This window comes from Mesorhizobium sp. B2-5-4 (genome assembly GCF_006441095.1).
GTDB lineage: Bacteria > Pseudomonadota > Alphaproteobacteria > Rhizobiales > Rhizobiaceae > Mesorhizobium > Mesorhizobium salmacidum.
Genome location: NZ_VFUR01000006.1, coordinates 244,664 through 265,871, shown reverse-complemented (window position 1 = coordinate 265,871; position 21,208 = coordinate 244,664). Strand labels below are relative to the sequence as shown.

Here is a 21,208-nt window from a genome sequence, read left to right as displayed (position 1 = left end):
GGATCAAGGCGCACCTGTCCGACGGCGTCACGACCGCTCGATTTAAGGCTAGGAATTGGCGGAAAGGCGGGGCGTTACTTTTTCTTGGCGCGGGCCGGCTTCTTGGCGGGGGCGGCAGGCGTGTTGGCTAGATCTTCGGCTTCCTTGGCAAGCCGCAGCGCTCGCAGCTTGTCGGTCTTGGCCTTGCGGGCGTCGCTCTCGGCGACGTACTCGGCCATGGCCTTCTGACGGACCGTCGCCGCCTCTTCCTGCTTCTTGAAGCGCAGATCGGCACGCGCGCGGGCGGTGTCCCTAGAGTTCTCAACCAAGAGCCTATCCAATCCGTCACGTGTGATTTCCGTCCCTTGTAGCAGAGCCGGCCTTTCAACGGGGAAAATAGTTGGTCAGGCGGCCGGGCTGGCGTTGAGGGCCTTTTCGGCAACCACCGCTTCATAGGCGGCCTGCAGCGTCGCGCGGACAGAGGAGCCGGAAGCCGGATCGAGGGGGGTGCCGAGGTGCTCATGGCGCAACTCGGCCATGAATTTCTCCCACATTGGCGGTCCGCCCTTTTCCAGGAGTTCGGCGCGGATCGAAAGTTCCTCGCTGGTCGGCAGCCAGACCCGGCCCCAGGCGCCGAGATGGGCCAGGATCGGCACCAGCGTGATTGCCATCTCGGTGAGGCTGTAGATCGCCTTCTGCTTGTGCGAAGGATCGTCCGCCTTGGTCAGCATGCCGAGCTCCATCAGCCGCTTCAACCGGTCGGCGAGGATGTTGGAGGCAATGCCTTCCATCGACCCGTTGAGCAGTTCACGAAAATGGCGCCTGCCGCCAAAAATCATGTCGCGCAGGATGATCAGGCTCCAGCGGTCGCCGAACACCTCCAGCGAGAGGTTGATCGGGCAGCCGGACCGGCGATCGAGGGTCATTCCATTTTCTCCACAAAACCGGTTGCATTATCGTATCGGTTTTATTATCGTGCAACCGATTGCAAAATGCAAGCAGAAGAGGAGGCCATGAGATGACAACCAAAGACCGTCCCGAGATCATATCCGAAACCTTCGGCGATCCAGCGGGTCCGGCACTGCTGCTTATCATGGGCGCTATGGCCTCGATGCTTTGGTGGCCGGAGGCGTTTTGCCGGAAGCTGGCGGATGCCAGCCTATACGTGATCCGCTACGACAATCGCGACACCGGCCGGTCAACCAAATATCCGGTGGGACAGCCGCCCTACACTTTCGACGACATGGCCGGCGACGCGATGGCCGTTCTCGACAGCCACGGCATCGGCAAGGCCCATGTCGTCGGCATGTCGATGGGCGGCATGATCGCGCAACTCGTCGCGCTCAAGCACCCCTCCCGTGTCGCATCGCTGACGGTGATCAGCAGTTCGCCCGTGGGGACCGACACTTCGCATTTGCCGCGGACGACCGACGCCTATTTGGAGCATTCGGCCGATGGGGCCAAAGTCGATTGGGCGGACCGCCGCCAGGTCATCGATTTCATGATCAGGGATGCGCGCGCAATCGCCAGCACCGCCCATCCGTTCGACGAGGAGGGGATGAGAGCGTTCATCGAACGGGATTATATCAGGTCCGGCGGCTTCCTGAGCGCCACCAATCATTTCATGCTCAAGGGCACGGATCAGTGGAAGGGTCGCCTGCACGAGATGAAGGCGCCATTGCTGGTCATCCACGGCACGTCGGATCCGATCTTTCCGGTCGAGCATGGCGAAGCCCTGGCCCAAGCTGTTGCCGGCGCGAAACTCCTTCGCGTCGAAGGCGGCGGTCACGAACTGCATCCGGACGACTGGCCTGACATGGAAGCCGCTATCGTCGCGCACGTCCGATCCAGCTGAGACTTCGCGGGTCAGCCTTGATGAGCAAGGCTCACCGAAATAGTTAAGCAGATGATTCAGTGTTGTTGCAGAAACAGACGAGCACAAGAATGTCCCTGACGCTGCATTTCCATCCGCTGGCCTCCTTCTGCTGGAAGCCGCTGATCGCGCTCTATGAGAACGCCACGCCTTTTTCGCCGGTCATTGTCGATCTCGGCGACGAGCGATCGCGCGCGGCCTTCCTGAAGGTTTCGCCGACCGGCAAGATGCCGGCGCTGCGCGACGACGCGCGTGACCGTACGGTGCTGGAATCAACCATTGTCGTGGAGTATCTGGCCGCGCACTATCCGGGACCGGTCGACCTCGTTCCCGCCGACATCGACATGGCGCTGGCGGTCCGGCAGGCCGACCGCTTCTATGATTTCTATGTGCAGGAGCCGATGCAGAAGATCGTCGGCGACAGGTTGCGGCCGCAGGACAAGACTGATCCATTCGGTGTCGAGCAGGCGCGCGCCCAGTTGCGCAATTCCTACGCCATCATCGAACAGGAGATGCAATCGAGAGAATGGGCTGTGGGCGATGCCTTCACCATGGCCGATTGCGCGGCGTCTCCGGCGCTCTTCTACGCCAACAAGGTCGAGCCGTTCGGCGACAGATATCCTGCCGTGAAGCGCTATCACGACCGCCTGCTGCAGCGCGCTGCCTTCATCAGGGTGATCGAGGAGGCGCAGCCCTACTTCAAGCTCTTCCCCTACAACAACGGCTGATCGCGATGCTGCATGATCCCGCCCAGCTCGACCTGATGTTTCAGGCGCTCGCCGTTCCGGCGCGGCGGCAGATGGTCGACCGGCTGTCACGCGGCCCCGCCTCGGTGAGCCAGTTGGCCAAGCCGCTGGCCATGTCGCTGTCGGCGGTCGTCCAGCACCCCAATCTCCTGGAGGCGAGCGGTCTCGTGCGCACACAGAAGATCGGGCGGGTGCGCACCTGCCAGATCGAGCGGAAGGCACTGCGAGCGGCCGAGCACTGGATCAACGAGCGGCGCCTCTCATGGGAACGCCGGCTGGATCGGCGCGGCGACTTCCTGGCCGAGAGCTAGACAGCGCGGGTACCGCGGCTAAAGCGCGTCGCGTCGAAAAGGATATTTGCGACGCGCCTCAGGTCTTTGCCCGATGCGTGTCGTTGTCGCAAAACCGAGATCACTTTTGCGCGACATGCATTAGAAATGATCAGGCTTCCCAGAATTGATCGAGCCAGATGTTGAGTCTCAGGAAGCCGGCATTGCTCACCGTATAGACACGCCTCGTGCCTTCAGCCTTGGCGTTGACCAGTCCGGCATCGAGCAACACTTTCAGATGCTGTGACACGGCCGGACGGGAGACCGGCAGCCCGGCCGCCAATTCGTTGACGGTCTTCGGACCGCGTCGAAGTTCTTCCAGAAGATGGCGCCGATTGGGATCGGCGATCGCCATGAAGGCGTCGGAAAACATCATGCCTCATTTGTGAGGCAAAGTTTTTCAAATCTCAACTGTTTGCTTCTGCTTTTCTTCTCGGATCAAGCCGCAATGCTTCGGGGGTCACCGAACGGTCGGCAGGCTGCGTCTTGAAGGCATCGCGATCCTCGATCGGCACCGGAGCGCGGCGGCTGATGCGCAGCAGCGTGTAGCCAGCCAGGGACAGATGCGCCAAGGCGGTCGCCAGGAACAGGCCCTCCGGGCGCATCCAGCCCATCAGGGCCGCCGCCAGCAACGGCCCGATCATGGTGCCGAAGCCGTAAAGCAGCAGCAGGCCGCCCGATACCTTGACGAAATCCTCGGAGCGCGCGTGGTCGTTGGCATGCGCCACGGCAATCGAATAGAGCGTGTAGGCGAAAGCGCCGTAGGCGGCGGTGAAGACGAGGACGAAAACTGCGGAGCGCGGCTCGAACAGGAAGATGAGAAGCGCAAACAGCGCCGCGCCGAAAGCGGCACCGGCCAGCACGAAACGCCGGTCGGTCTTGTCGGAGAGACGCCCGGCCGGAAGCTGCATGGCGGCACCGGCGACGACCACAAGGCTCATCATCAAGGCGATCTCGGCAGTAGGGATGCCGATGCGGGCTCCGTAAACCGCGCCAAGCGTGCCCCAGGCGCCATTGGCGATGCCGATCAAGAGGCAGGCAATCGCCGACACGGGAGAGTTGGCGTAGAGCCCCTTGACGTCGAGTTTGACGTCCTGCAGCGGCTTCGGATGCGAGGCCGTCGAGACCGCGGTCGGAATGAGCGACAGGCAGAACAGGATGCCTGTGATCATGAACAGCGACGCCGATTTCACGTCGCCGCCGGCGACGATCATCTGTCCGCCCATGATCGAGGCATAGGTGACCATCATGTAGAGGCCGAAGACGGTGCCGCGGTTCTCGTTGGTGGCCTTCTCGTTCAGCCAGCTCTCGATGACCATGAAGGCGCCGGCCATGGTAAAACCGGTGAAGGCCCGTAGCAGGATCCAGACATACTCGTCGATGACAAGGCCCGTTAGCAGCGCCACGATCGCGCCGGACGCGGCAAAGGCGCCGAAGGCGCGCACATGTCCGGCGCGGCGCACGATGCGCGGCGCAAAGAAACAGCCAGTGACGAAGCCGCCGGCCCAGGCCGTGCCCATCAGGCCAAGCGAAGCGGTCGAGAATCCTTCCACCTGACCGCGCAGAGGCAACAGCAGCCCGTGCAGTCCCGATGCCGCCAGAAGGAAGGCGGTGCCGCGAAGCAGGGAAAGGATCGGTCTGTAGGCTGCGAGCATTTTTTGATCCGGCTGGACTGGGAGGGACGCAGATTTGAAGACAGTCGCATTCGGGCTTTTCGGCGGCGGGCGGTTACCTCAGCGAATTATCCGCGGCGAAACAGCGCCTCGGCGGCCGACTTGGTGTTGTCCTTGGTCTTGAGTTCGGCCTCCAGGCGGGCGATCTCGTCGCGCAGGATGCCGATTCGTTCGGACAGTTCACCGACGGAAAGCAGCGACAGGTCCTGCCCGATCTCGTGCGGACGTGCCTTCTTCTCGGGTTCGTCGTCGAAGATCGCCATCGTTGCTCCTCCTCCGCCAGACCAGATTGGCCATTTGCCTGATTTGCCAATGAGCATACATAGGGCAGGGGTGCCGATGCAAACAGCCGGTAAGAGTGCGGCGAGGAAAGACGGGAAACTTCATGGCGAGCGGACAGAAAATTCCGGCACGGATGACGGCGATCGCGATCTCGGAGCCGGGCGGCCCCCGGGTGTTGAAGCCGGAAACGCGCGACGTGCCGCTGCCCGGCCCCGGAGAAATCCTGATCAAGGTCCATGCCGCCGGCGTCAACCGGCCCGACGTCCAGCAGCGCAAGGGCGCCTATCCGCCACCGCCCGGCGCATCGGACCTGCCGGGCCTCGAGGTGTCGGGAGAAGTGGCCGCTCTTGGCGACGAGATATCGCGCTGGCGCATCGGCGACCGGGTCTGCGCGCTCACGCCCGGCGGCGGCTATGCCGAATATGCTAGGGTTCATGCAGGCAGCGTTCTGCCGCTGCCGGCGGGTTTCACCCACACGGAAGCGGCGGCGGTGCCGGAGAACTACTTCACCGTCTGGCACAATGTGTTCGAGCGCGGCGGGCTCAAGAAGGGTGAGACACTGCTCGTCCATGGCGGCTCGTCCGGCATCGGCACTACGGCGATCCAGCTCGCCTCGGCCTTCGGCGCCTATGTCATCACCACCGCCGGATCCCAGGAGAAGTGTGACGCCTGCCTGAAGCTCGGTGCCGACCGCGCGATCAATTACCGCGAGCAGGATTTCGTCGCCGCGGTCAAAGAGGCGACCGAAGGCCGGGGCGCCAACGTCATCCTCGACATGGTCGGTGGCGATTATATCCAGCGAAACTACGAGGCCGCCGCTGTCGAGGGCCGCATCGTGCAGATCGCCGTCCAGGCCGGCGCGGTGGCGAGCGCCGACTTTTCCAAGGTCATGGTCAAGCGGCTGACCCATACGGGTTCGACGCTGAGGCCGCGCAGCGTCGAATTCAAGGCCGCGATCGCGGCGGCGCTGGAGGCGCAAGTATGGCCTCTGCTGAGCACGCGCAAGGTGGCGCCCGTCATGGACATGATCTACCCGCTCACCGACGCCTGGCGTGCGCATGAGCGGATGGAGGAGGGCGAGCATATCGGCAAGATCGTGCTCGACGTCGGCTAGGACGCCAGCATTTTCGGCCCGGCCTGACCGGATCTCGACACGGTCTGGCCAACGCCCTTCGCCCCTGCCTACAGGATGAACAGAAGCTTAATGGTGCAATGCAGCATTTGCATCATTGCTATGCAAAATCGGCTGTTCAAGTCCCGCTCGATGATCACTATTTGAGCATCATCGAAACGAACCCAATTCAGGAGGACTACCATGAACCCGATCCGTGCTTTCCGTAACTGGCGCATGTACAACGAGACCGTTCGCGAACTGAACCGCCTCAACGCACGTCAGCTCAGCGACCTCGGCATCAACCGCGGCGACATCGAGCGGATCGCCCGTCAGGCGATCTGATTGCAAGCGCGACCCGCCGCAAGGCAGGGTCGCAATGCAGAGCCGCCGCGGACGCTTGTCGTCGCCGGTTCCAAGCCCGCTGGACCCTGTCCGGCGGGTTTTGTCTTTTGGGGCTTCGGATTCATCTCGGCTTCGGCGTGACATGCCATGGCGATCCGCGGCAAATGCGGTGGCAGGGCGGCGCGCAAGCTGGAGGAACGCCATGTCATGGACAATCGGCAAATGCCGACTGTCGGATCTTTGTTAGCCGCCACCGCGTGCCTTGGTTGGCCACGTCGTCCCAGCTCTTCCAAAAACGTTGCGAAAGCAGTCTGGAACGGTTATACAGGCCGCGAATTTCCCATTTTGGTGGCCCTAAACCACCGCCCGCGCGGGAACGCGGGCGAACGAGAAGGATTTTGCACATGGCCAATACGCTGCTGATGCCCAAGGCGACCGCCGTCTGGCTGGTCGACAACACCGCGCTTTCCTTCGAGCAGATCGCGCAGTTCTGCGGGCTGCACCCGCTCGAGGTCAAGGCGATCGCCGACGGCGAATCGGCGCAAGGCATCAAGGGCATGGACCCGATCATGACCGGCCAGCTGACCCGCGACGAGATCGCGCGCGCCGAGAAAGACCCGAACCAGCGCCTGAAGCTTTCCGACCCCAAGGTGCGGGTGCCGGAATCCAAGCGCAAGGGTCCGCGCTACACGCCACTGTCGAAGCGCCAGGACCGGCCCAATGCCATCCTGTGGCTGGTGCGCAACCATCCCGAACTCAAGGACGCGCAGATTTCGCGCCTCGTCGGCACCACCAAGTCGACGATCGAGCAGATCCGCGAACGCAAGCACTGGAATTCGGCCAACCTTCAACCGATGGACCCGGTGACGCTGGGTCTCGCCTCGCAGATCGACCTCGACATGGAAGTCAACCGCGCCTCGCGTGGCCGCGAGCAGGCGCAGCCGGTCGGCGACACGCTGCTGCCGGCGGCATTGACCGAGCGGCTGGTGCCGGCGCCGGAGAAGCCGAAGGACGAGGATGCGGAGCTCGACGCCAACGCCGTCTTCGCCAAGCTGTCGGCGCTCAAGTCGAAGGATACCGACAGGGACGACGAGGAATAGGCTTTTCGCCTACGCAACAAAAAAGCCCGCTTCGAGCGGGCTTTTTTGTACGGTCCGGCAAATCTCAGCTTCGCGCCGCGCGATCCGGCGCCATGCCGTAATCCTCGCTGCGCTCCACCGCCCGGTAGAAATCGGCAAGCTGCTTGCCGCGTTCCGGCTTGAAGATGCGCCCTGCGATGACCACCGAGGCGATGCGGTCGATGCGGAAGGCGCGGAAATCATCGCGCATCTCACACCAGGCGACCAGCGTCCACACCTTACCCCAGAACCACAGGCCGAGCGGCCTGATATCGCGCAGCGTGCCGCGGCCGGCTTCATCGGAGTAGTCGATGGTCAGCACCTGGCGCTTTTCGACCGCGCGTTCGATCAGGTCGATCGCCTCGCGGGCGGCGTCGCTGACCACCCACATCGGCGTGTGGATCTCGGTGCGGGCGATGCGGTCCTTTTCGGCATCGGGCAGCACGGCACCGATCTTGACCAGCGCTTCGTCGGCGGCCCGCGCCATCGCAGCGCCGCCAAAGGCGCGAACCATACGGGCGCCGGCAACCAGCGCCACGATTTCGTCACGCGTGAACATCAACGGCGGAAGGTCGAAACCCTCCCTCATCATGTAGCCAACGCCGGCCTCGCCGTCGATCGGCACGCCCGTCGACTGCAGGTCGGCTATGTCGCGATAGATGGTTCGCTCGGAAACCTCGAGCCATGTGCCGAGCTTCTGGGCGGTGACCAAGCGGCCACCACGCAGATGCTGCACGATCTGAAAGAGCCTGTCGGCGCGGCGCATCGTTTGCTTCCCCAGTATTTCTCCCATGCATGCCGTGGCTCCCTGACCGGATCCACTTCCACATGACATGCATTACGGTTTCAGCCCTTCGCGCTTGCGCTGCGTGGCAACAAATTTCGCGCCGAAGGACAGGTTCCTCGTTGTCGGCGCCTTCGCATCCAGCACGCGCCAGGAGGGAGCGATGTCGCGGAGCGTCATGCCGCGCTCGAAATCCTCCTTGGCGGCTTCAGCGACCGTGCGCAGATGATAGCCTATGGTGACCGGGCATGTCACTTCGGCGCCGTGCCCGATGGCAAGCGCCGTGCGCAGCGCACGAACGTCCATCTCGACGCCTTCGGGGATAGAGCGGATGAAATCATCGACCTGGCGCGCGGTCGGCACCAGCATCGGCTGGCCCTCGACGACGTCTCCCACCGTGCGCGGCGTTGGTTTCACACCGTTGATACCAGGCGTGTTCAGCCTGTCGTTCCAGTTTTTCATCGATCGTCCTCTCGGCCGGCCATGTGCATCATCCCACCATCGCACGCGCCTCCTGACAGCATACTGTCAGGAGGCTTCAGCATACTCCTTGGCGAACAGCGTCCGCATCTGCGCGAGATCGCCGCCTTTTTCCGGGTAGAGCGTCTGCAGAAAGGCAAGGGCGAAAGTGCCGGGCGCCGAACCCGGCGCGGATACGATCCTGCCGTCGGCCACGGCATAAGGCACGTCCTGATAATTGCCCTCGCCGGCATAGCCGGCCTCGTGGTGGTTGATCCAGTCACGGCCATTGCTGGTATGCTTGGCGTTCGCGAACATGCCGGCTCGAGCCAGCGCAAGCGTCCCGGCGCAAATCCCGCCAACGACACCGCCGCGCCTGGCGACGTCCGCCAGCAGTTCGGATATATCCGGCGGCGCCTTGCCCGCCCAATGGTCGGAACCGATGACGGCCACGGCATCGAGATCGGTATTCTCATCGACGCTGGCCGACCGGTCTGGTGTCAGCCGAAAACCGCTGATTCCGGTCACCGGCTTGCCTTCGGGCGCAACCGAGACGGCGCGAGCGCCGAACCATTCGACCGCCGACGCCGCCAGCAGCCCATACTCCCAGTCGGCAAAACCCTCGATGAACAGAAAGCCGATTGTCTTCCGATCGGGCATAAGCTCGCTCCATCCCTCGCGCGCCGGATCTAATATCTGGGTGCTGACGCGTCAGCGTCCAACTGCTGCGTTGAAAATTTCGTCTCAATTGCCGTGGTGGCGACGCTCGGCATACATGTCAGGCCAGCCGATATCCTTGCGAATGTCGGCGGGCAGCGCATTCATGAACCGCTGGGTCCGGATCTCGTTGCGCATCGTGCGGATCTTGCCGACATAATGCTGCATGCCGCGCAGAATGGTAAGACCGTTCATGACCAATCTCCTCTCTCTAACTGGAGACAGTATCGCACACCCCTGCTGACAGCAGTCTGTCAGGAGGATGGCAGGTCCTGCGACGACAGTTCCGTTTTTGCCGTGACAGGTCATGCGGCTGCGGATCGTTCACCAGGATAAGGCTAATCGGGGCCGTATTGTTCATCGCTTGGTGACGAACTGTCGGGATAGGCGGCCTTCAACGAGGTGACCGGAGTTCTGATATCAAAGGAGAAAATTCTTCCCCCAAAAACAGGGAGACGACCATGAGCTTGCAACTGACAGGAATTCACCATCTGACCGCCATCACCGCCAATGCGCCCGGCAATCTTCATTTCTACACGAAGGTGCTGGGGCTGCGGCTGGTCAAGAAGACGGTGAACCAGGATGATACCTCGGCCTACCATCTCTTTTATGCCGACGGCGAGGCAACGCCGGGTACCGACCTCACCTTCTTCGACTGGCCGGTCGGCCGCGAACGGCGTGGCACGCACAGCATCGCGCGGACCAGTCTCAGGGTCGGCAGCCGGGAGAGCCTTGCCTGGTGGAAGCAGAACCTTGCCAGCGAAGGCATCGCGACAGGAGAGATTGCCGATATCGGCGGTTACCCCAGCCTGGATTTCGAGGATCCCGAAGGCCAGCGCCTGCGGCTCGTCAGCGATGGCGGCGAGGGCGGCAGCCATCCCTGGGTGCAAAGCCCGGTGCCGGCCGAGCATCAGATCCGTGGGCTCGGGCCGATCGTGATCAGTGTCCCCGACATCACCAACACCGAGGCGGTGCTGACCGAGGTGATGAACCTGCGCAAGGCGCGTGATTATGCCTCGCCGGACGGCGAGGGCCAGGTCCACGTCTTCGAGATGGGCGCGGGCGGGCCGGCGGCGGAGCTTCATGTGGCCGTGCAGCCTGGGCTGGCGCCCGCAAGCCAAGGCGCCGGTGCGGTTCACCACGTCGCCTTCAGGGCGCCGGACCAGGAGACGTTGCATCAATGGACAGCGCGCCTGGCCGAATTCCGGCTGCCGTCGAGCGGCGAGGTCGAGCGCTACTACTTCCGCTCGCTCTATTTCCGCGAGCCGAACGGCATCCTGTTCGAGATCGCCACCGACGGGCCGGGGTTCACCGCCGATGAGCCGCTGGAGACGCTCGGCGAAAGCCTTGCCCTGCCGCCGTTCCTGGAGGCAAAACGCGCCTCGATCGAGGCCGGCCTCAAGCCGCTGAAATAGATCGCTGCGCGGTCAAGGCGGGCGCCGCGTTCCGGGGATCGCGGCGCCTTTTCTTTCGCGGAGACAGAACGAACCGCTTTGACAGGTGTCAGCGTTGCTGGTCAAAGGCTACATGACGAAACTCCTCGCCCTTGTCATTGTCGGGTTCATGGTGATTCAGATCATCAAGCCGCTCGGTTGGCCCGGGCTCAGGCGTCGCGGCGATTTCTGGAAATTGGCATTGCTCGCCATGGCGGCAATTTCGCTGGCGGCCGTGCTCGGGCATTTGACATAGGCCCTCGCGACACCTGCCGTCGGCTTCAGTCCGCAAGCACCGGGCCGACGAGATGTTCCGCCCACGCCCGGTAACCGGCCTCCGAGGCATGAAACCCGTCGGAGGCAAAGCCGGCCTCGGGATTGGTGATCGGCAGGCGCGGGGCCGGCACCGCGCCGCGTTCCAGGCAGAGCCGTTCGCCCATCCGGTTCATCGCGGTGGCGCGGATCTCGAGGATCTTGCCGAGCAGCGACGGCATGGCCGGCGCACGCGTGAACTCCAGCACTGGCGACCATACCACGCGCGCCTCCGGCCATTTGGCGCGCAATGCATAGAGCAGGCCGCCGAACTCTCTCTTGAAACGCGGTACGGAATGAAAATTCTTGGTGTCGTTGGTGCCGATGGCAAGCACGATATGCGTCCACGGATCGGCCGACAGATTGGGCAGGACGTGGTCGCGGATCTGGCCCGACGTCGCCGAATTGAAGCCGGCGGCACGCCAGCGCACAGCGCTGCCGGTGCGCTGCGCAATCATGACGGCAAGCTGCGCGGCAAGGCCGTTTTCGGAATTGCCGATGCCGACCGACGCGGCGGAGGAATCGCCCAGCACCAGTAGCGAAATCGCTGGCGCCTCGCCGGTGAGATCGTGCATGACCGGGCCTTGCGCCGGCAGCATACGCGAGGTGCGGCGGCGGACACCCAATCCCTGCCAGACATAGGCGGGGAAGGCGAGCCAGGTGAGGATGGTCGGAAAGCGTAGCATCGCTGGTCCATTGAACTGGTTTTCGACCAGCATTTAACGCATGTCGCGAGACAGGTGAACGAGCAGTTCCGGTGAAAAAACGATCGCCTCGAACGCTCTACCCTTTGTCTTACGCAATTCCGAAGGCAAGACTGCTTCGCACTGCTGGTTAGCCATCGTGGCAATCGCGCTCCGCTTGCGGCTCGCCTGCATATTGGTCGTGCAGCCGCACCCAATCCATCAGGTTGCGGTAGAGGCCGGTCTCGTCGCGGCCCTTCGGCGACAGGTCCAGATAGTGGTAGGCGCCGATCAGTTGTTCGCCGCCACGGGCACGCGAAACGAAGGTCAGGAAAATGTCGCCGTTCTTGTCCCTGTAGAAAACGCTGGCGCCCGGAAGCTCCTTCGATGTCCGGGGTCGGGTCTCGAAATTGTAGGTGGTGTCGCCAGCCGCGATCTGCCTGTCGGTGAAGGAAACCTGCATATCGAAGTTGAAATCCGACGCATAGGACGACACCCAGTCGAACTTCCAGCCCATGCGCTGCTTGTAGGCTACAAGCTCGTCCAGCGGCGCGCGCGAGATTACGACCAGCGATACGTCGTGGTGCATGAGGTGCTGGTTGGCACCGTCGATATGATCGGCAAGAAAGGAGCAGCCTTCGCAATGATTGACGCAGCCCGGCCCGAACATGAAATGGTAGACGATCAGCTGGCTGTTGGCGCCAAACAGATCGGCAAGTTTCTTCGGCCCTCGTTCGGTCTCGAAGACGTAGTCCTTGCGAATTTTCAGCCAGGGCAGTTCGCGCCGCTCGGCCGCGACGCGTTCGCGAAGCCGCGTCAGTTCCTTCTCGCGGGCCAGGTGTGCCTTATGAGCCTCGAACCATTCTTCGCGCGAAACGACCTTGTTGCGATGCATGAACTTCTCCCTGTTTGCACCCCAAGGACGTACGGGATGGGCGCAAGCCGACATCGCCGCTGCCAGGAATGCCCAGAGAAAATAAGAATGCGAATGCCTTGCCCCAAGGCCGGTGCGACAAAACGAAAAACCCGGGCATATCGGCCCGGGTTTGAAGGGAAGGGACAGCAGTGGGTCTTCAGGCAGCCTGTTCCAGGCTCGCCTTCCATTTACCGAGTGCCGCCAGGTGGTTCATGTGGGCGCGGTGGGTGAAGGCGGCCTGGCCGGCGGCGACGTTCGAGGCCTTGCCGCTCCAGGCCTTCTGCGGGGCGGCCTGCAGCGCGCGGCCGTAGGAGAAGGTCAGCTTCCACGGATGCGGGCCGATGGCGTTGATGGCATTGAGGTTGGCGGTCGCCTCCTCGTCCTCCTGGCCGCCGGAAAGGAAGGCGATGCCCGGCACCGCCGCCGGCACCGTCTCGCGAAACAGTTTTATGGTCTTTGCCGCGACTTCCTCGGGGCTGTCCACCGTGCCCGACTTTTTGCCAGAGAGCACCATGTTGGGCTTCAGGATCGTACCTTCGAGCACGACACGGGCGGCATAAAGCTCGTCATAGAGCTTCGTCAGCGTGGCCTTGGAAACCTCGTAGCAGGTGCCGATGTCGTGGGCGCCGTCCATCAGCACTTCAGGCTCGACGATCGGCACGATGCCGGCTTCCTGGCAAAGGGCCGCATAGCGGGCGAGCGCATGGGTGTTCGCGCCGATCGAGGTGGCCGAGGGCACGCCCCTGGTCGTGTCGATGTCGATCACCGCGCGCCATTTGGCGAAGCGGGCGCCGAGCTTATAATAGTCGGCAAGGCGCTCTCGCAACCCGTCGAGGCCCTCGGTGATGGTGTCGCCGGGAAAGCCTGCCAGCGGCTTGGCGCCGGCATCGACCTTGATGCCGGGAATGGCACCTGATGCCTTGATGATGTCGACCAGCGGCGTCCCGTCGGCGGCTTTCTGGCGGATGGTCTCGTCATAGAGGATGACGCCGGAAATGTACCTGGTCATCGCGTCCTTGGCGCGGAACATCATCTCGCGATAGTCGCGACGGCTGTCGGCGGTCGATTCGACGCCGATGACGTCGAAGCGCTTCTTGATGGTGCCGGAGCTTTCATCGGCGGCCAGCAGGCCCTTGCCGTTGGCAACGATCGCGGCGGCAATGTCTTCGAGACGTTCGCTCATCATGCTTCTCCTGAACCGGTTTATCTGCGCCTAGCAGAACACTACCGCCAAAGGAATGATGCCGGAAAGCTCGAATCGATTGAAAGTCGCCGGCGCCGCCGCCGGCTCCCTCGAGTTGATCGGATTGTTGGCGAGCCGGGGTGCCCTCAGCGCTTCAGCACGTCGACGCCGGGCAACGGCTTGCCTTCCATCCACTCCAGGAAGGCGCCGCCGGCGGTCGAGACATAAGTGAAATCGTCGGCGACACCGGCATGGTTGAGCGCCGCCACCGTATCGCCGCCGCCGGCGACCGAAACCAGCTTGCCGGCCTTTGTACGCGCGGCCGCATGCCTGGCCGCCGCCACCGTGGCGTGATCGAACGGCTCGATCTCGAAGGCGCCGAGCGGACCGTTCCAGACCAGCGTCGCCGCGCGGTCGATCCATTCGCCGATCGTCGTCACGGTCTTGGCGCCGACATCGAGGATCATGCCGTCGGCTGGCACGTCGGAGATGGCGACGGTTTCGCAGGCGGCACCCGCCTTGAATTCTTTGGCGACGACGCCGTCGACCGGCAGGATGATGGCGCAGCCGGCTTCGGCGGCCTCGATCATGATCTGCTTGGCGGTCGGGGCCAGGTCATGCTCGCACAGCGACTTGCCGACATCGGTGCCGCGCGCGGCGAGGAAGGTGTTGGCCATGCCGCCGCCGATGACCAGCGCGTCGACTTTCTTCACCAGGTTCATCAACAGGTCGATCTTGGTCGAGACCTTGGCGCCGCCGACGATGGCGACAACCGGACGCACCGGGTTGCCCAGTCCTTTCTCCAGCGCCTCAAGCTCGGCCTGCATGGTGCGGCCGGCGAAGGAGGGCAACAGGTGTGCCAGCCCTTCAGTCGAGGCATGAGCGCGGTGGGCGGCGGAAAAGGCATCGTTGACGAAGATGTCACCATTGGCGGCGAGCCGTTCGGTAAAGGCGGGATCGTTCTTCTCCTCGGCCTTGTAGAAGCGGGTGTTTTCGAGCAGCAGGACGTCGCCCTTGTCCATGGCGGCGACAGCGCGTCCCGCCGTGTCGCCGACGCAATCACTGGCGAAGCCGACGGGGCGGCCGAGCACCCCAGCGGTCGCCTTGGCGATCGGCGCCAGTGAGAATTCCGGCGAAGGACCATCCTTGGGCCGGCCGAAATGGGCGAGCAGGATGACCTTGGCGCCCTTGCCGGACAATTCGGCGATGGTCGGCGCGATGCGTTCGATGCGGGTTGCGTCGGTGACCTTGCCGTCGGCGACGGGAACGTTGAGGTCGACGCGCACCAGCACGCGCTTGCCGCTGATGTTGCCGATATCATCCAGTGTCTTGAAGGCAGCCATGCCGGTCCCTTTCGTCTGAAAATCGCCGGGACCATACCCCGCATCGGCGGCGATGCAAGGCTTTGGCCGGGGTCGGATGCGAAATTTTGAGACGGGCGGGGACATAGTCGGTGAAGACCGCCCGGCGCATGTCGAGGCGGTGCAACGGTCGACCGTGTCAGCTTTCGGTCGATGCCTTCTCGACCGGCGGCTCAGGGGTCTCATCCGCCCGCGGTGCCACCTGCGTCTCAGCCGGCTTACGCCAGTCGCGGATAAAGGCGACGAGACGGTCGCCGATCTCGCCGGCACTGAGGAAGACCGGCACCCTTGCCACCGGCGCGGTCGGTTCGAAAGATAGGCCGAGCCCGGTGATTTTGCCCTTGTCGTCGACGTCGCGCACGATCAGTTCGATCGGACCGAGCAGCACGCGGTCGGCATATTCGGCATGGCCGCCGAGCCGCGCCGTGACCAATGCGCCGACGGTCTGTTTCTGCTCGGCCTCGGTGAGACCGGGCGCGTAGGCGGCTTCCAGTTCGGCGGCGGAACGCGCCGGATCGACGGCGAAGGCACCGAAGAAATCGGCATCCTCCGGATCGACCACGGCGCGGCTGGCGAACAGCTTGTCGAGCAGGCGCGGATAGCGGTCGGGCACGAAGATGTAGACCTGATCGCCGGCGGCGAGCCGGCCCATGTCCTGGAAGCGCATCGAGCGACCGTCACGCAGCACCAGCGAGGGCCGCGCCCAGCGCGGGATGCGCTCGCCGCGCGCCACCGGACTGCCCGGCGCCACACGATAGGCAAGGAGCTCGTGATGCGCGGAGCCGGGCAGTTCCAGCTCGACCTTGTCCAGCGGTCCGAGCCGCGCCGGCACGATCAGGCCCAGGCGACGCGCCAGTGGGCCGACGGTCCAGCCCTGGATGACCAGCGATACCAGAACGATGATGAAGGCGGCGTTGAAGATAGTGCGGCCGTTCTCCAGCCCGCCGAGCAGCGGTGTAATGGCGAGCAGGATGGATACGGCGCCGCGTAGGCCGACCCAGGAGACGAAGGCGACTTCGGGACGCGGCAGGCGGAACGGGATCAGGCAGAGCCAGACCGCGACAGGGCGGGCGACGAACATCAGGAACAGGCCAAGCAGCACCGCAGGCACCATGATGGCCGGAAATTGCGAGGGCGTGGCGAACAAGCCGAGGATCAGGAACATGATGATCTGCGCCAGCCACGACATGCCGTCCTGGAAGCGCTTCAGGATGGTGACGGCGCGGATGTCGGAGTTGCCGGCAATCAGGCCTGCGATATACACCGCCAGGAAGCCCGATCCGCCGATCGCGCCGGCGGCTGCGAAGACCATCAGCGACAGGGTCAGCACGAAGATCGGCAACAGGCCATGGTCGAGGTTGAGCCGGTCGACCAGGCGCACGATGGCGAGGCCGCCAAGCACGCCGACGATGGCGCCGAGGCCCATGTTGATGAGGAAACCAAGGATCAGATTGGTGACCAGGGCATTGGCTTCGGGATTGGCGTGGGCGGCGATGATCTCGACCAGTGTGATGGTCAGGAAGATGGCGATCGGATCGTTGGTGCCGGATTCCACCTCGAGCGTGGAGCGCACGCGCTCGCGCAGATTGATCTCGCCGGCGCGCAGCAGGAAAAACACCGCCGCCGCATCGGTCGAGGCGACGGCGGCGCCGAGCAGGAAGGATTCCAGCCAGCTGAGGTCGAGCAGATAATAGGCGGCGGCGCCGAACAGGCCGGTGGTGAGAAGCACGCCGAAGGTCGCCAGCGACAGGGCTGGTCCCGCCGCCTGCCGCAAAGCGTTGAGCGGCGTGCCGAAACCGGAATCGAACAGGATGACGGCGAGCGCCAGTGAGCCGGCAAAATAGGCGACGCGGGCGTTGTCGAACTGGATGCCGAGGCCGTCGGTTCCGGTGGCGAGCCCGATGCACAGAAACAGGAGCAGGAGCGGGGCGCCGAAGCGGAAGGCGATCAGGCTCGAAAACGCGGCGGCGACAACAAGCGCCGTGCCGACCAGCGTGACGAGATAGATCGCATGCTCCATCCGTGATTTGCCCCTCGAATTCCTCTGCTTGCTGGCTTTACGGCAGAGTGGGGCGAAGGCGTGACCAGTGCAAGGCGGGAGGGTGGTTTTTTGCCCCGCGCCGCTGATTTTCGCGTTGCTGCTCCGGCAAACGAAAACGCCCGGACGAAGCCGGGCGTTTCGAGTGTCGAGAAGACGGATCTTCGATCAGGCGATGGTCTTGCCGAAAGCGACGGCGGTATCGCCCATGCGGTTGGAAAAGCCCCATTCATTGTCGTACCACGACAGCACCGAAACGAAGTTGCCGTCCATCACCTTGGTCTGGTCGAGCGCCATGATCGAGGAGCGCGGATCGTGGTTGAAATCGATCGACACGTTCGGGTGATGGGTGACGCCGAGGATGCCCTTCAGCTTGCCGTTGGAGGCGGCGATCACCGCCTCGTTGATTTCCTGCACCGTGGTCGACCGCTTGGCGATGAACTTGAAGTCGACGACCGACACATTCGGCGTCGGCACGCGGATCGAGATGCCGTCGAGCTTGCCCTTGAGGTCGGGCAGGACGAGGCCGATGGCCTTGGCGGCACCGGTCGAGGTCGGGATCTGCGACAGGGCGGCGGCGCGGGCGCGGTAGAGATCCTTGTGCATGGTGTCCAGCGTCGGCTGGTCGCCAGTGTAGGAATGGATCGTCGTCATCATGCCCTTTTCGATGCCGACCGTCTCGTGCAGGACGGCCGCGAGCGGCGCCAGGCAGTTGGTGGTGCAGGACGCATTCGAGATGACGATGTGGTCCTTGGTCAGCTTGTCGTGGTTGATGCCGTAGACGACGGTCAAGTCAGCGCCGTCGGCAGGTGCCGAGACCAGCACGCGCTTGGCCCCGGCGGTCAGGTGCGCGGCGGCCTTGTCGCGGGCGGTGAAGATGCCGGTGCATTCGAGCGCGATGTCGACGCCGAGTTCCTTCCATGGCAATTGCGTCGGGTCCTTGATCGCCGTGACCTTGAACTTCTCCTTGCCGACGGTGATCTGGTCGCCGTCGACCGACACTTCATGCGGGAAACGGCCGTGCACGCTGTCAAAGCGCAGCAGGTGGGCGTTGGTCTCGACGGGGCCGAGATCGTTGACGGCGACGACATCGATGTCCCTGCGGCCGGACTCATGGATGGCGCGCAGGATGTTGCGGCCGATGCGGCCAAACCCGTTGATGGCAACTCTGACGGTCATTGTTCTCTCCCTGGGAGCTGGAAGGCAGACGATTGTTCCGCAGCTTCATAGCGGCGGACGGGCGAAGAATCCAGCCGCAGCGGGCCGGATTTAAATCGATTAGGTTAGGCCAGTTCGGCAAAACCGCTTTTCACGCGATCTCGCCGGACCCCCAAAGTCATTTACCGTGCAAGCGAGCTTCCGCTGCCTTGGCGGCCGCCTCGGCGGTGATACCGAAATGCGGATAGAGCTGCTCGATGGTCCCCGAGGCACCGAAGCCGGTCATGCCGATGAAGATACCGTCCGAGCCGATGAGATGATCCCAGCCCTGGCGGATGCCGGCCTCGATCGCCATCTTGATCGGTGCGTCGCCGATCGTGTTCTTGCGATAGGCGTCGCTCTGCTTGTCGAACAGTTCGAAGCAAGGCACCGAGACGACACGGGTCGGGTGGCCATGTTTTTCCAAAAGGTCGCGGGCGCCAAGCGCGATCTCGACCTCGGAACCGGTGGCGAAGATCGTCACGGCGGCCTCGCCGCTGGCGGCGGCGAGTTCATAAGCCCCCTGGCTGCTCAGGTTCTTTTCGGTGAACTCGGTGCGCACCGTCGGCAGGTTCTGACGGGTCAGCGCCAGGGTCGACGGCGTCTTTTCGGATTCGAGCGCGATCTGCCAGCATTCGGCGGTCTCCACGGCGTCGGCCGGACGGAACACATTGTGATTGGGAATGGCGCGCAGGGCCGCCATGTGCTCGACCGGCTGGTGGGTCGGGCCGTCTTCGCCCAGACCAATGGAATCATGGGTCATGACGAAGATCGAGCGGATGCCCATCAGCGAGGCAAGCCGCATCGACGGACGGGCATAGTCGGAGAAACACAGAAAGGTGCCGCCATAGGCGATGAGGCCGCCATGCAGCGTCAACCCATTGATGGCCGCGGCCATGCCATGCTCGCGAACGCCGTAGTGAACGTAGCGCTGGCCGTAATCGTCCGGCGTGATGTTCTTGGTCTGGCTGGTCTTGGTGTTGTTGGAGCCAGTCAGATCGGCCGAGCCGCCGATGGTCTCGGGCACCGCGCCGTTGATGACTTCCAGCGCCATCTCGGACGATTTGCGGGTGGCGACCTTCGGCTTGTCGGCCGTAAGCTTCTTCTTGTAGTCGGCGATGACGGCGTCGAAATTCGCCGGCAGCTTGCCCGCGGTGCGGCGCTCGAACTCGGCCTTCAGCTTCGGATCGGCCTTGGCGAGGCGGCCTTCCCAGTCGGTGCGCGCCTTGACGCCAGCCTTACCGGCGGTGCGCCAGGCGTCGAGGATGTCGGCTGGAATCTCGAAGGGCGGCGAGTCCCAGCTGAAGAACTTGCGCGCGCCGGCGATCTCGTCGGCGCCCAGCGGCGAGCCATGCGCCTTGTTCGTGCCGGCCTTGGTCGGGGCGCCGAAACCGATCGTCGTCTTGCAGGCGATCATCGTCGGCTTGTCCGAGTGGCGTGCGGCCTCGATGGCGTAGGCGATCGCTTCCGGATCGGTGCCGTCGATATGGCTCGCATTCCAGCCGGATGCCTGGAAGCGGGCAACCTGGTCGGTGTTGTCGGCGAGCGAGACCGGGCCGTCGATCGAGATGTTGTTGTTGTCCCAGAAGACGATCAGCTTGTTGAGCTTGAGGTGGCCAGCAAGCGCGATGGCTTCCTGGGAAACACCTTCCATCAGGCAGCCGTCGCCGGCCAGCACATAGGTGTAGTGGTTGACGAGGTCGTTGCCGAAGGCGGCGTTCATGATGCGCTCACCAAGCGCGAAGCCGACCGAATTGGCGAGGCCCTGGCCGAGCGGACCGGTCGTGGTCTCGATGCCGGTGGCATGGCCGTATTCGGGATGGCCCGCTGTCTTCGAGCCCAGCTGGCGGAAGTGCTTGATCTGGTCGATGGTCATGTCTTCGTAACCGGTCAGATGCAGCAACGAGTAGAGCAGCATCGAGCCATGGCCCGCCGACAGGATGAAGCGGTCGCGGTCGGCCCAGTGCGGGGCCTTGGGATCGTATTTCAGGAAGCGGGTGAACAGCACCGTGGCGATGTCGGCGCAGCCCATGGGCAGGCCAGGATGGCCGGAATTCGCCTTCTCGACGGCGTCCATGGAGAGAAAACGGATCGCATTGGCCATCCGGTCATGTTGTTCACGCGACGTCATGGTACCTCCAGGGTGGGGGTTTGGGGGCTTGGGAGAGCCCTTGAAAAGGGTGCGCGACACATAGCAGGCGCGGGCTTTTAGTCAACAAATCGGGTGCACATTTGCCGGTCTTGTGATGCCGCAGGCGGGACTACTTTAGCGTTAGCGGGGGACAGTCGCGAGAGCTTTGTTGACGTGGCCTTCACCCGGTGCCTAATGTTTCTGACATAACGCGTTCTGAACGCGAACGATTCGGTGATGGGCAGGGCACAGGACGAAGGCCATGACCGGGGAAACCACGCTCAAGGAAGTAATCGCCAGGCTGAGCAAGGCCATCGAGGGGCTGGAAAACGCCGTCGCGGCCAAGCTCGAGCACGAACGCGACTATTCGGAAGCCGAGGCAGAAGTGCAGCGGATGAATGCCGATCGCTCGCGGCTGGCGCAGGAGCTCGACAATTCCGAAGCGCGCGCCGAACGGCTGGAAGACGCCAACAAGGAAGTCTCGCGACGGCTGGTGACCGCGATGGAAACCATCCGCGCCGTGTTGGACAGATAGGAG

24 protein-coding genes and 1 pseudogene are annotated in these 21,208 nt (G+C 63.6%); 9 read left to right on the top strand and 16 right to left on the bottom strand.

The features are described 5' to 3' along the window. Positions 1-74: 74 nt before the first annotated feature. Together FJ492_RS10305 and FJ492_RS10300 are read right to left on the bottom strand one after the other, a co-directional pair. Positions 75-308 carry a hypothetical protein gene (locus tag FJ492_RS10305; RefSeq protein WP_135863133.1) on the bottom strand — a complete coding sequence of 78 codons (234 nt, stop codon included), beginning with the start codon at positions 306-308 and terminating at the stop codon, positions 75-77. A 75-nt stretch (positions 309-383) separates the two neighbouring features. Then, positions 384-905: a helix-turn-helix domain-containing protein gene (locus FJ492_RS10300; RefSeq protein ID WP_140769820.1), complete on the bottom strand. Its 522-nt coding sequence runs from the start codon at positions 903-905 to the stop codon at positions 384-386. Positions 906-997: 92 nt separating this feature from the next. On the opposite strand from FJ492_RS10300, the gene FJ492_RS10295 reads away from it, so the two are divergent. The 3 genes from FJ492_RS10295 (at position 998) to FJ492_RS10285 (ending at position 2,909) form a co-directional block, all read left to right on the top strand. Then, positions 998-1,834, top strand: coding sequence for an alpha/beta hydrolase (locus tag FJ492_RS10295; RefSeq protein ID WP_140769818.1), 837 nt, complete (start codon positions 998-1,000; stop codon positions 1,832-1,834). Positions 1,835-1,923: 89 nt separating this feature from the next. Continuing rightward, positions 1,924-2,580 (top strand): glutathione S-transferase family protein, encoded by a 657-nt coding sequence (locus FJ492_RS10290; RefSeq protein WP_140748102.1) that lies wholly within the window; start codon positions 1,924-1,926, stop codon positions 2,578-2,580. 5 nt (positions 2,581-2,585) lie between these two features. Continuing rightward, positions 2,586-2,909 (top strand): metalloregulator ArsR/SmtB family transcription factor, encoded by a 324-nt coding sequence (locus FJ492_RS10285; RefSeq protein WP_140769816.1) that lies wholly within the window; start codon positions 2,586-2,588, stop codon positions 2,907-2,909. A gap of 130 nt (positions 2,910-3,039) precedes the next feature. On the opposite strand, the gene FJ492_RS10280 is transcribed toward FJ492_RS10285, so the two are convergent. The 3 genes and pseudogenes from FJ492_RS10280 to FJ492_RS10270 form a co-directional block, all read right to left on the bottom strand. After that, on the bottom strand, positions 3,040-3,303 hold the full coding sequence (locus tag FJ492_RS10280) for a metalloregulator ArsR/SmtB family transcription factor (protein ID WP_010911936.1): 264 nt from the start codon (positions 3,301-3,303) through the stop codon (positions 3,040-3,042). 31 nt (positions 3,304-3,334) lie between these two features. Then, positions 3,335-4,594 (bottom strand): annotated as a pseudogene (locus FJ492_RS10275) (MFS transporter); the annotation flags it as partial. A 74-nt stretch (positions 4,595-4,668) separates the two neighbouring features. After that, positions 4,669-4,863 carry a DUF1192 domain-containing protein gene (locus tag FJ492_RS10270; RefSeq protein ID WP_140509076.1) on the bottom strand — a complete coding sequence of 65 codons (195 nt, stop codon included), beginning with the start codon at positions 4,861-4,863 and terminating at the stop codon, positions 4,669-4,671. A 122-nt stretch (positions 4,864-4,985) separates the two neighbouring features. On the opposite strand from FJ492_RS10270, the gene FJ492_RS10265 reads away from it, so the two are divergent. The 3 genes from FJ492_RS10265 to FJ492_RS10255 all read left to right on the top strand — a co-directional run bounded on the left by FJ492_RS10265 (position 4,986) and on the right by FJ492_RS10255 (position 7,438). Continuing rightward, positions 4,986-5,996 carry an NAD(P)H-quinone oxidoreductase gene (locus tag FJ492_RS10265; RefSeq protein WP_140712967.1) on the top strand — a complete coding sequence of 337 codons (1,011 nt, stop codon included), beginning with the start codon at positions 4,986-4,988 and terminating at the stop codon, positions 5,994-5,996. A gap of 201 nt (positions 5,997-6,197) precedes the next feature. Beyond that, positions 6,198-6,338, top strand: a complete 141-nt coding sequence (locus FJ492_RS10260) for a DUF1127 domain-containing protein (RefSeq protein WP_013892619.1) — start codon at positions 6,198-6,200, stop codon at positions 6,336-6,338. Positions 6,339-6,742: 404 nt separating this feature from the next. Further along, positions 6,743-7,438, top strand: coding sequence for a DUF1013 domain-containing protein (locus FJ492_RS10255; protein WP_140509080.1), 696 nt, complete (start codon positions 6,743-6,745; stop codon positions 7,436-7,438). Between the two features lie 64 nt (positions 7,439-7,502). On the opposite strand, the gene FJ492_RS10250 is transcribed toward FJ492_RS10255, so the two are convergent. From FJ492_RS10250 to FJ492_RS10235, 4 genes are all read right to left on the bottom strand, one after another. Then, entirely contained in the window at positions 7,503-8,222 is a 720-nt protein-coding gene (locus tag FJ492_RS10250) for a YafY family protein (protein WP_140712965.1), read from the bottom strand. A gap of 72 nt (positions 8,223-8,294) precedes the next feature. Further along, entirely contained in the window at positions 8,295-8,702 is a 408-nt protein-coding gene (locus FJ492_RS10245) for a hypothetical protein (protein WP_140712963.1), read from the bottom strand. Between the two features lie 66 nt (positions 8,703-8,768). Then, positions 8,769-9,359 (bottom strand): DJ-1/PfpI family protein, encoded by a 591-nt coding sequence (locus FJ492_RS10240; protein WP_140769814.1) that lies wholly within the window; start codon positions 9,357-9,359, stop codon positions 8,769-8,771. Between the two features lie 84 nt (positions 9,360-9,443). Then, complete coding sequence (locus FJ492_RS10235; RefSeq protein ID WP_140769812.1) at positions 9,444-9,611, bottom strand: hypothetical protein; 168 nt, start codon at positions 9,609-9,611, stop codon at positions 9,444-9,446. Between the two features lie 266 nt (positions 9,612-9,877). On the opposite strand from FJ492_RS10235, the gene FJ492_RS10230 reads away from it, so the two are divergent. Further along, on the top strand, positions 9,878-10,831 hold the full coding sequence (locus tag FJ492_RS10230) for a ring-cleaving dioxygenase (protein ID WP_140769810.1): 954 nt from the start codon (positions 9,878-9,880) through the stop codon (positions 10,829-10,831). A gap of 112 nt (positions 10,832-10,943) precedes the next feature. Further along, the gene (locus FJ492_RS10225) at positions 10,944-11,105 is read left to right on the top strand and encodes a hypothetical protein (protein WP_140509700.1); all 162 of its coding nucleotides are present in this window, start codon (positions 10,944-10,946) and stop codon (positions 11,103-11,105) included. A 25-nt stretch (positions 11,106-11,130) separates the two neighbouring features. On the opposite strand, the gene FJ492_RS10220 is transcribed toward FJ492_RS10225, so the two are convergent. The 7 genes from FJ492_RS10220 to tkt form a co-directional block, all read right to left on the bottom strand. Continuing rightward, entirely contained in the window at positions 11,131-11,847 is a 717-nt protein-coding gene (locus FJ492_RS10220) for an SGNH/GDSL hydrolase family protein (RefSeq protein ID WP_140509810.1), read from the bottom strand. A 148-nt stretch (positions 11,848-11,995) separates the two neighbouring features. Beyond that, positions 11,996-12,739: a thioredoxin family protein gene (locus tag FJ492_RS10215; RefSeq protein ID WP_140769807.1), complete on the bottom strand. Its 744-nt coding sequence runs from the start codon at positions 12,737-12,739 to the stop codon at positions 11,996-11,998. A 178-nt stretch (positions 12,740-12,917) separates the two neighbouring features. Beyond that, positions 12,918-13,943: a class I fructose-bisphosphate aldolase gene (locus FJ492_RS10210; RefSeq protein WP_140712955.1), complete on the bottom strand. Its 1,026-nt coding sequence runs from the start codon at positions 13,941-13,943 to the stop codon at positions 12,918-12,920. A 146-nt stretch (positions 13,944-14,089) separates the two neighbouring features. Continuing rightward, positions 14,090-15,286: a phosphoglycerate kinase gene (locus FJ492_RS10205; protein ID WP_140769805.1), complete on the bottom strand. Its 1,197-nt coding sequence runs from the start codon at positions 15,284-15,286 to the stop codon at positions 14,090-14,092. Positions 15,287-15,443: 157 nt separating this feature from the next. Further along, positions 15,444-17,324 carry a potassium/proton antiporter gene (locus FJ492_RS10200; protein ID WP_140769803.1) on the bottom strand — a complete coding sequence of 627 codons (1,881 nt, stop codon included), beginning with the start codon at positions 17,322-17,324 and terminating at the stop codon, positions 15,444-15,446. Positions 17,325-17,510: 186 nt separating this feature from the next. After that, positions 17,511-18,521 (bottom strand): type I glyceraldehyde-3-phosphate dehydrogenase, encoded by a 1,011-nt coding sequence (gap, locus tag FJ492_RS10195; RefSeq protein WP_027141887.1) that lies wholly within the window; start codon positions 18,519-18,521, stop codon positions 17,511-17,513. 157 nt (positions 18,522-18,678) lie between these two features. After that, positions 18,679-20,670 (bottom strand): transketolase, encoded by a 1,992-nt coding sequence (tkt, locus tag FJ492_RS10190; protein WP_140769801.1) that lies wholly within the window; start codon positions 20,668-20,670, stop codon positions 18,679-18,681. Positions 20,671-20,932: 262 nt separating this feature from the next. Here tkt and FJ492_RS10185 point away from each other — a divergent pair, with 262 nt between their 5' ends. Then, the gene (locus FJ492_RS10185; RefSeq protein WP_015315371.1) at positions 20,933-21,205 is read left to right on the top strand and encodes a DUF4164 domain-containing protein; all 273 of its coding nucleotides are present in this window, start codon (positions 20,933-20,935) and stop codon (positions 21,203-21,205) included. Positions 21,206-21,208 lie beyond the last annotated feature (3 nt).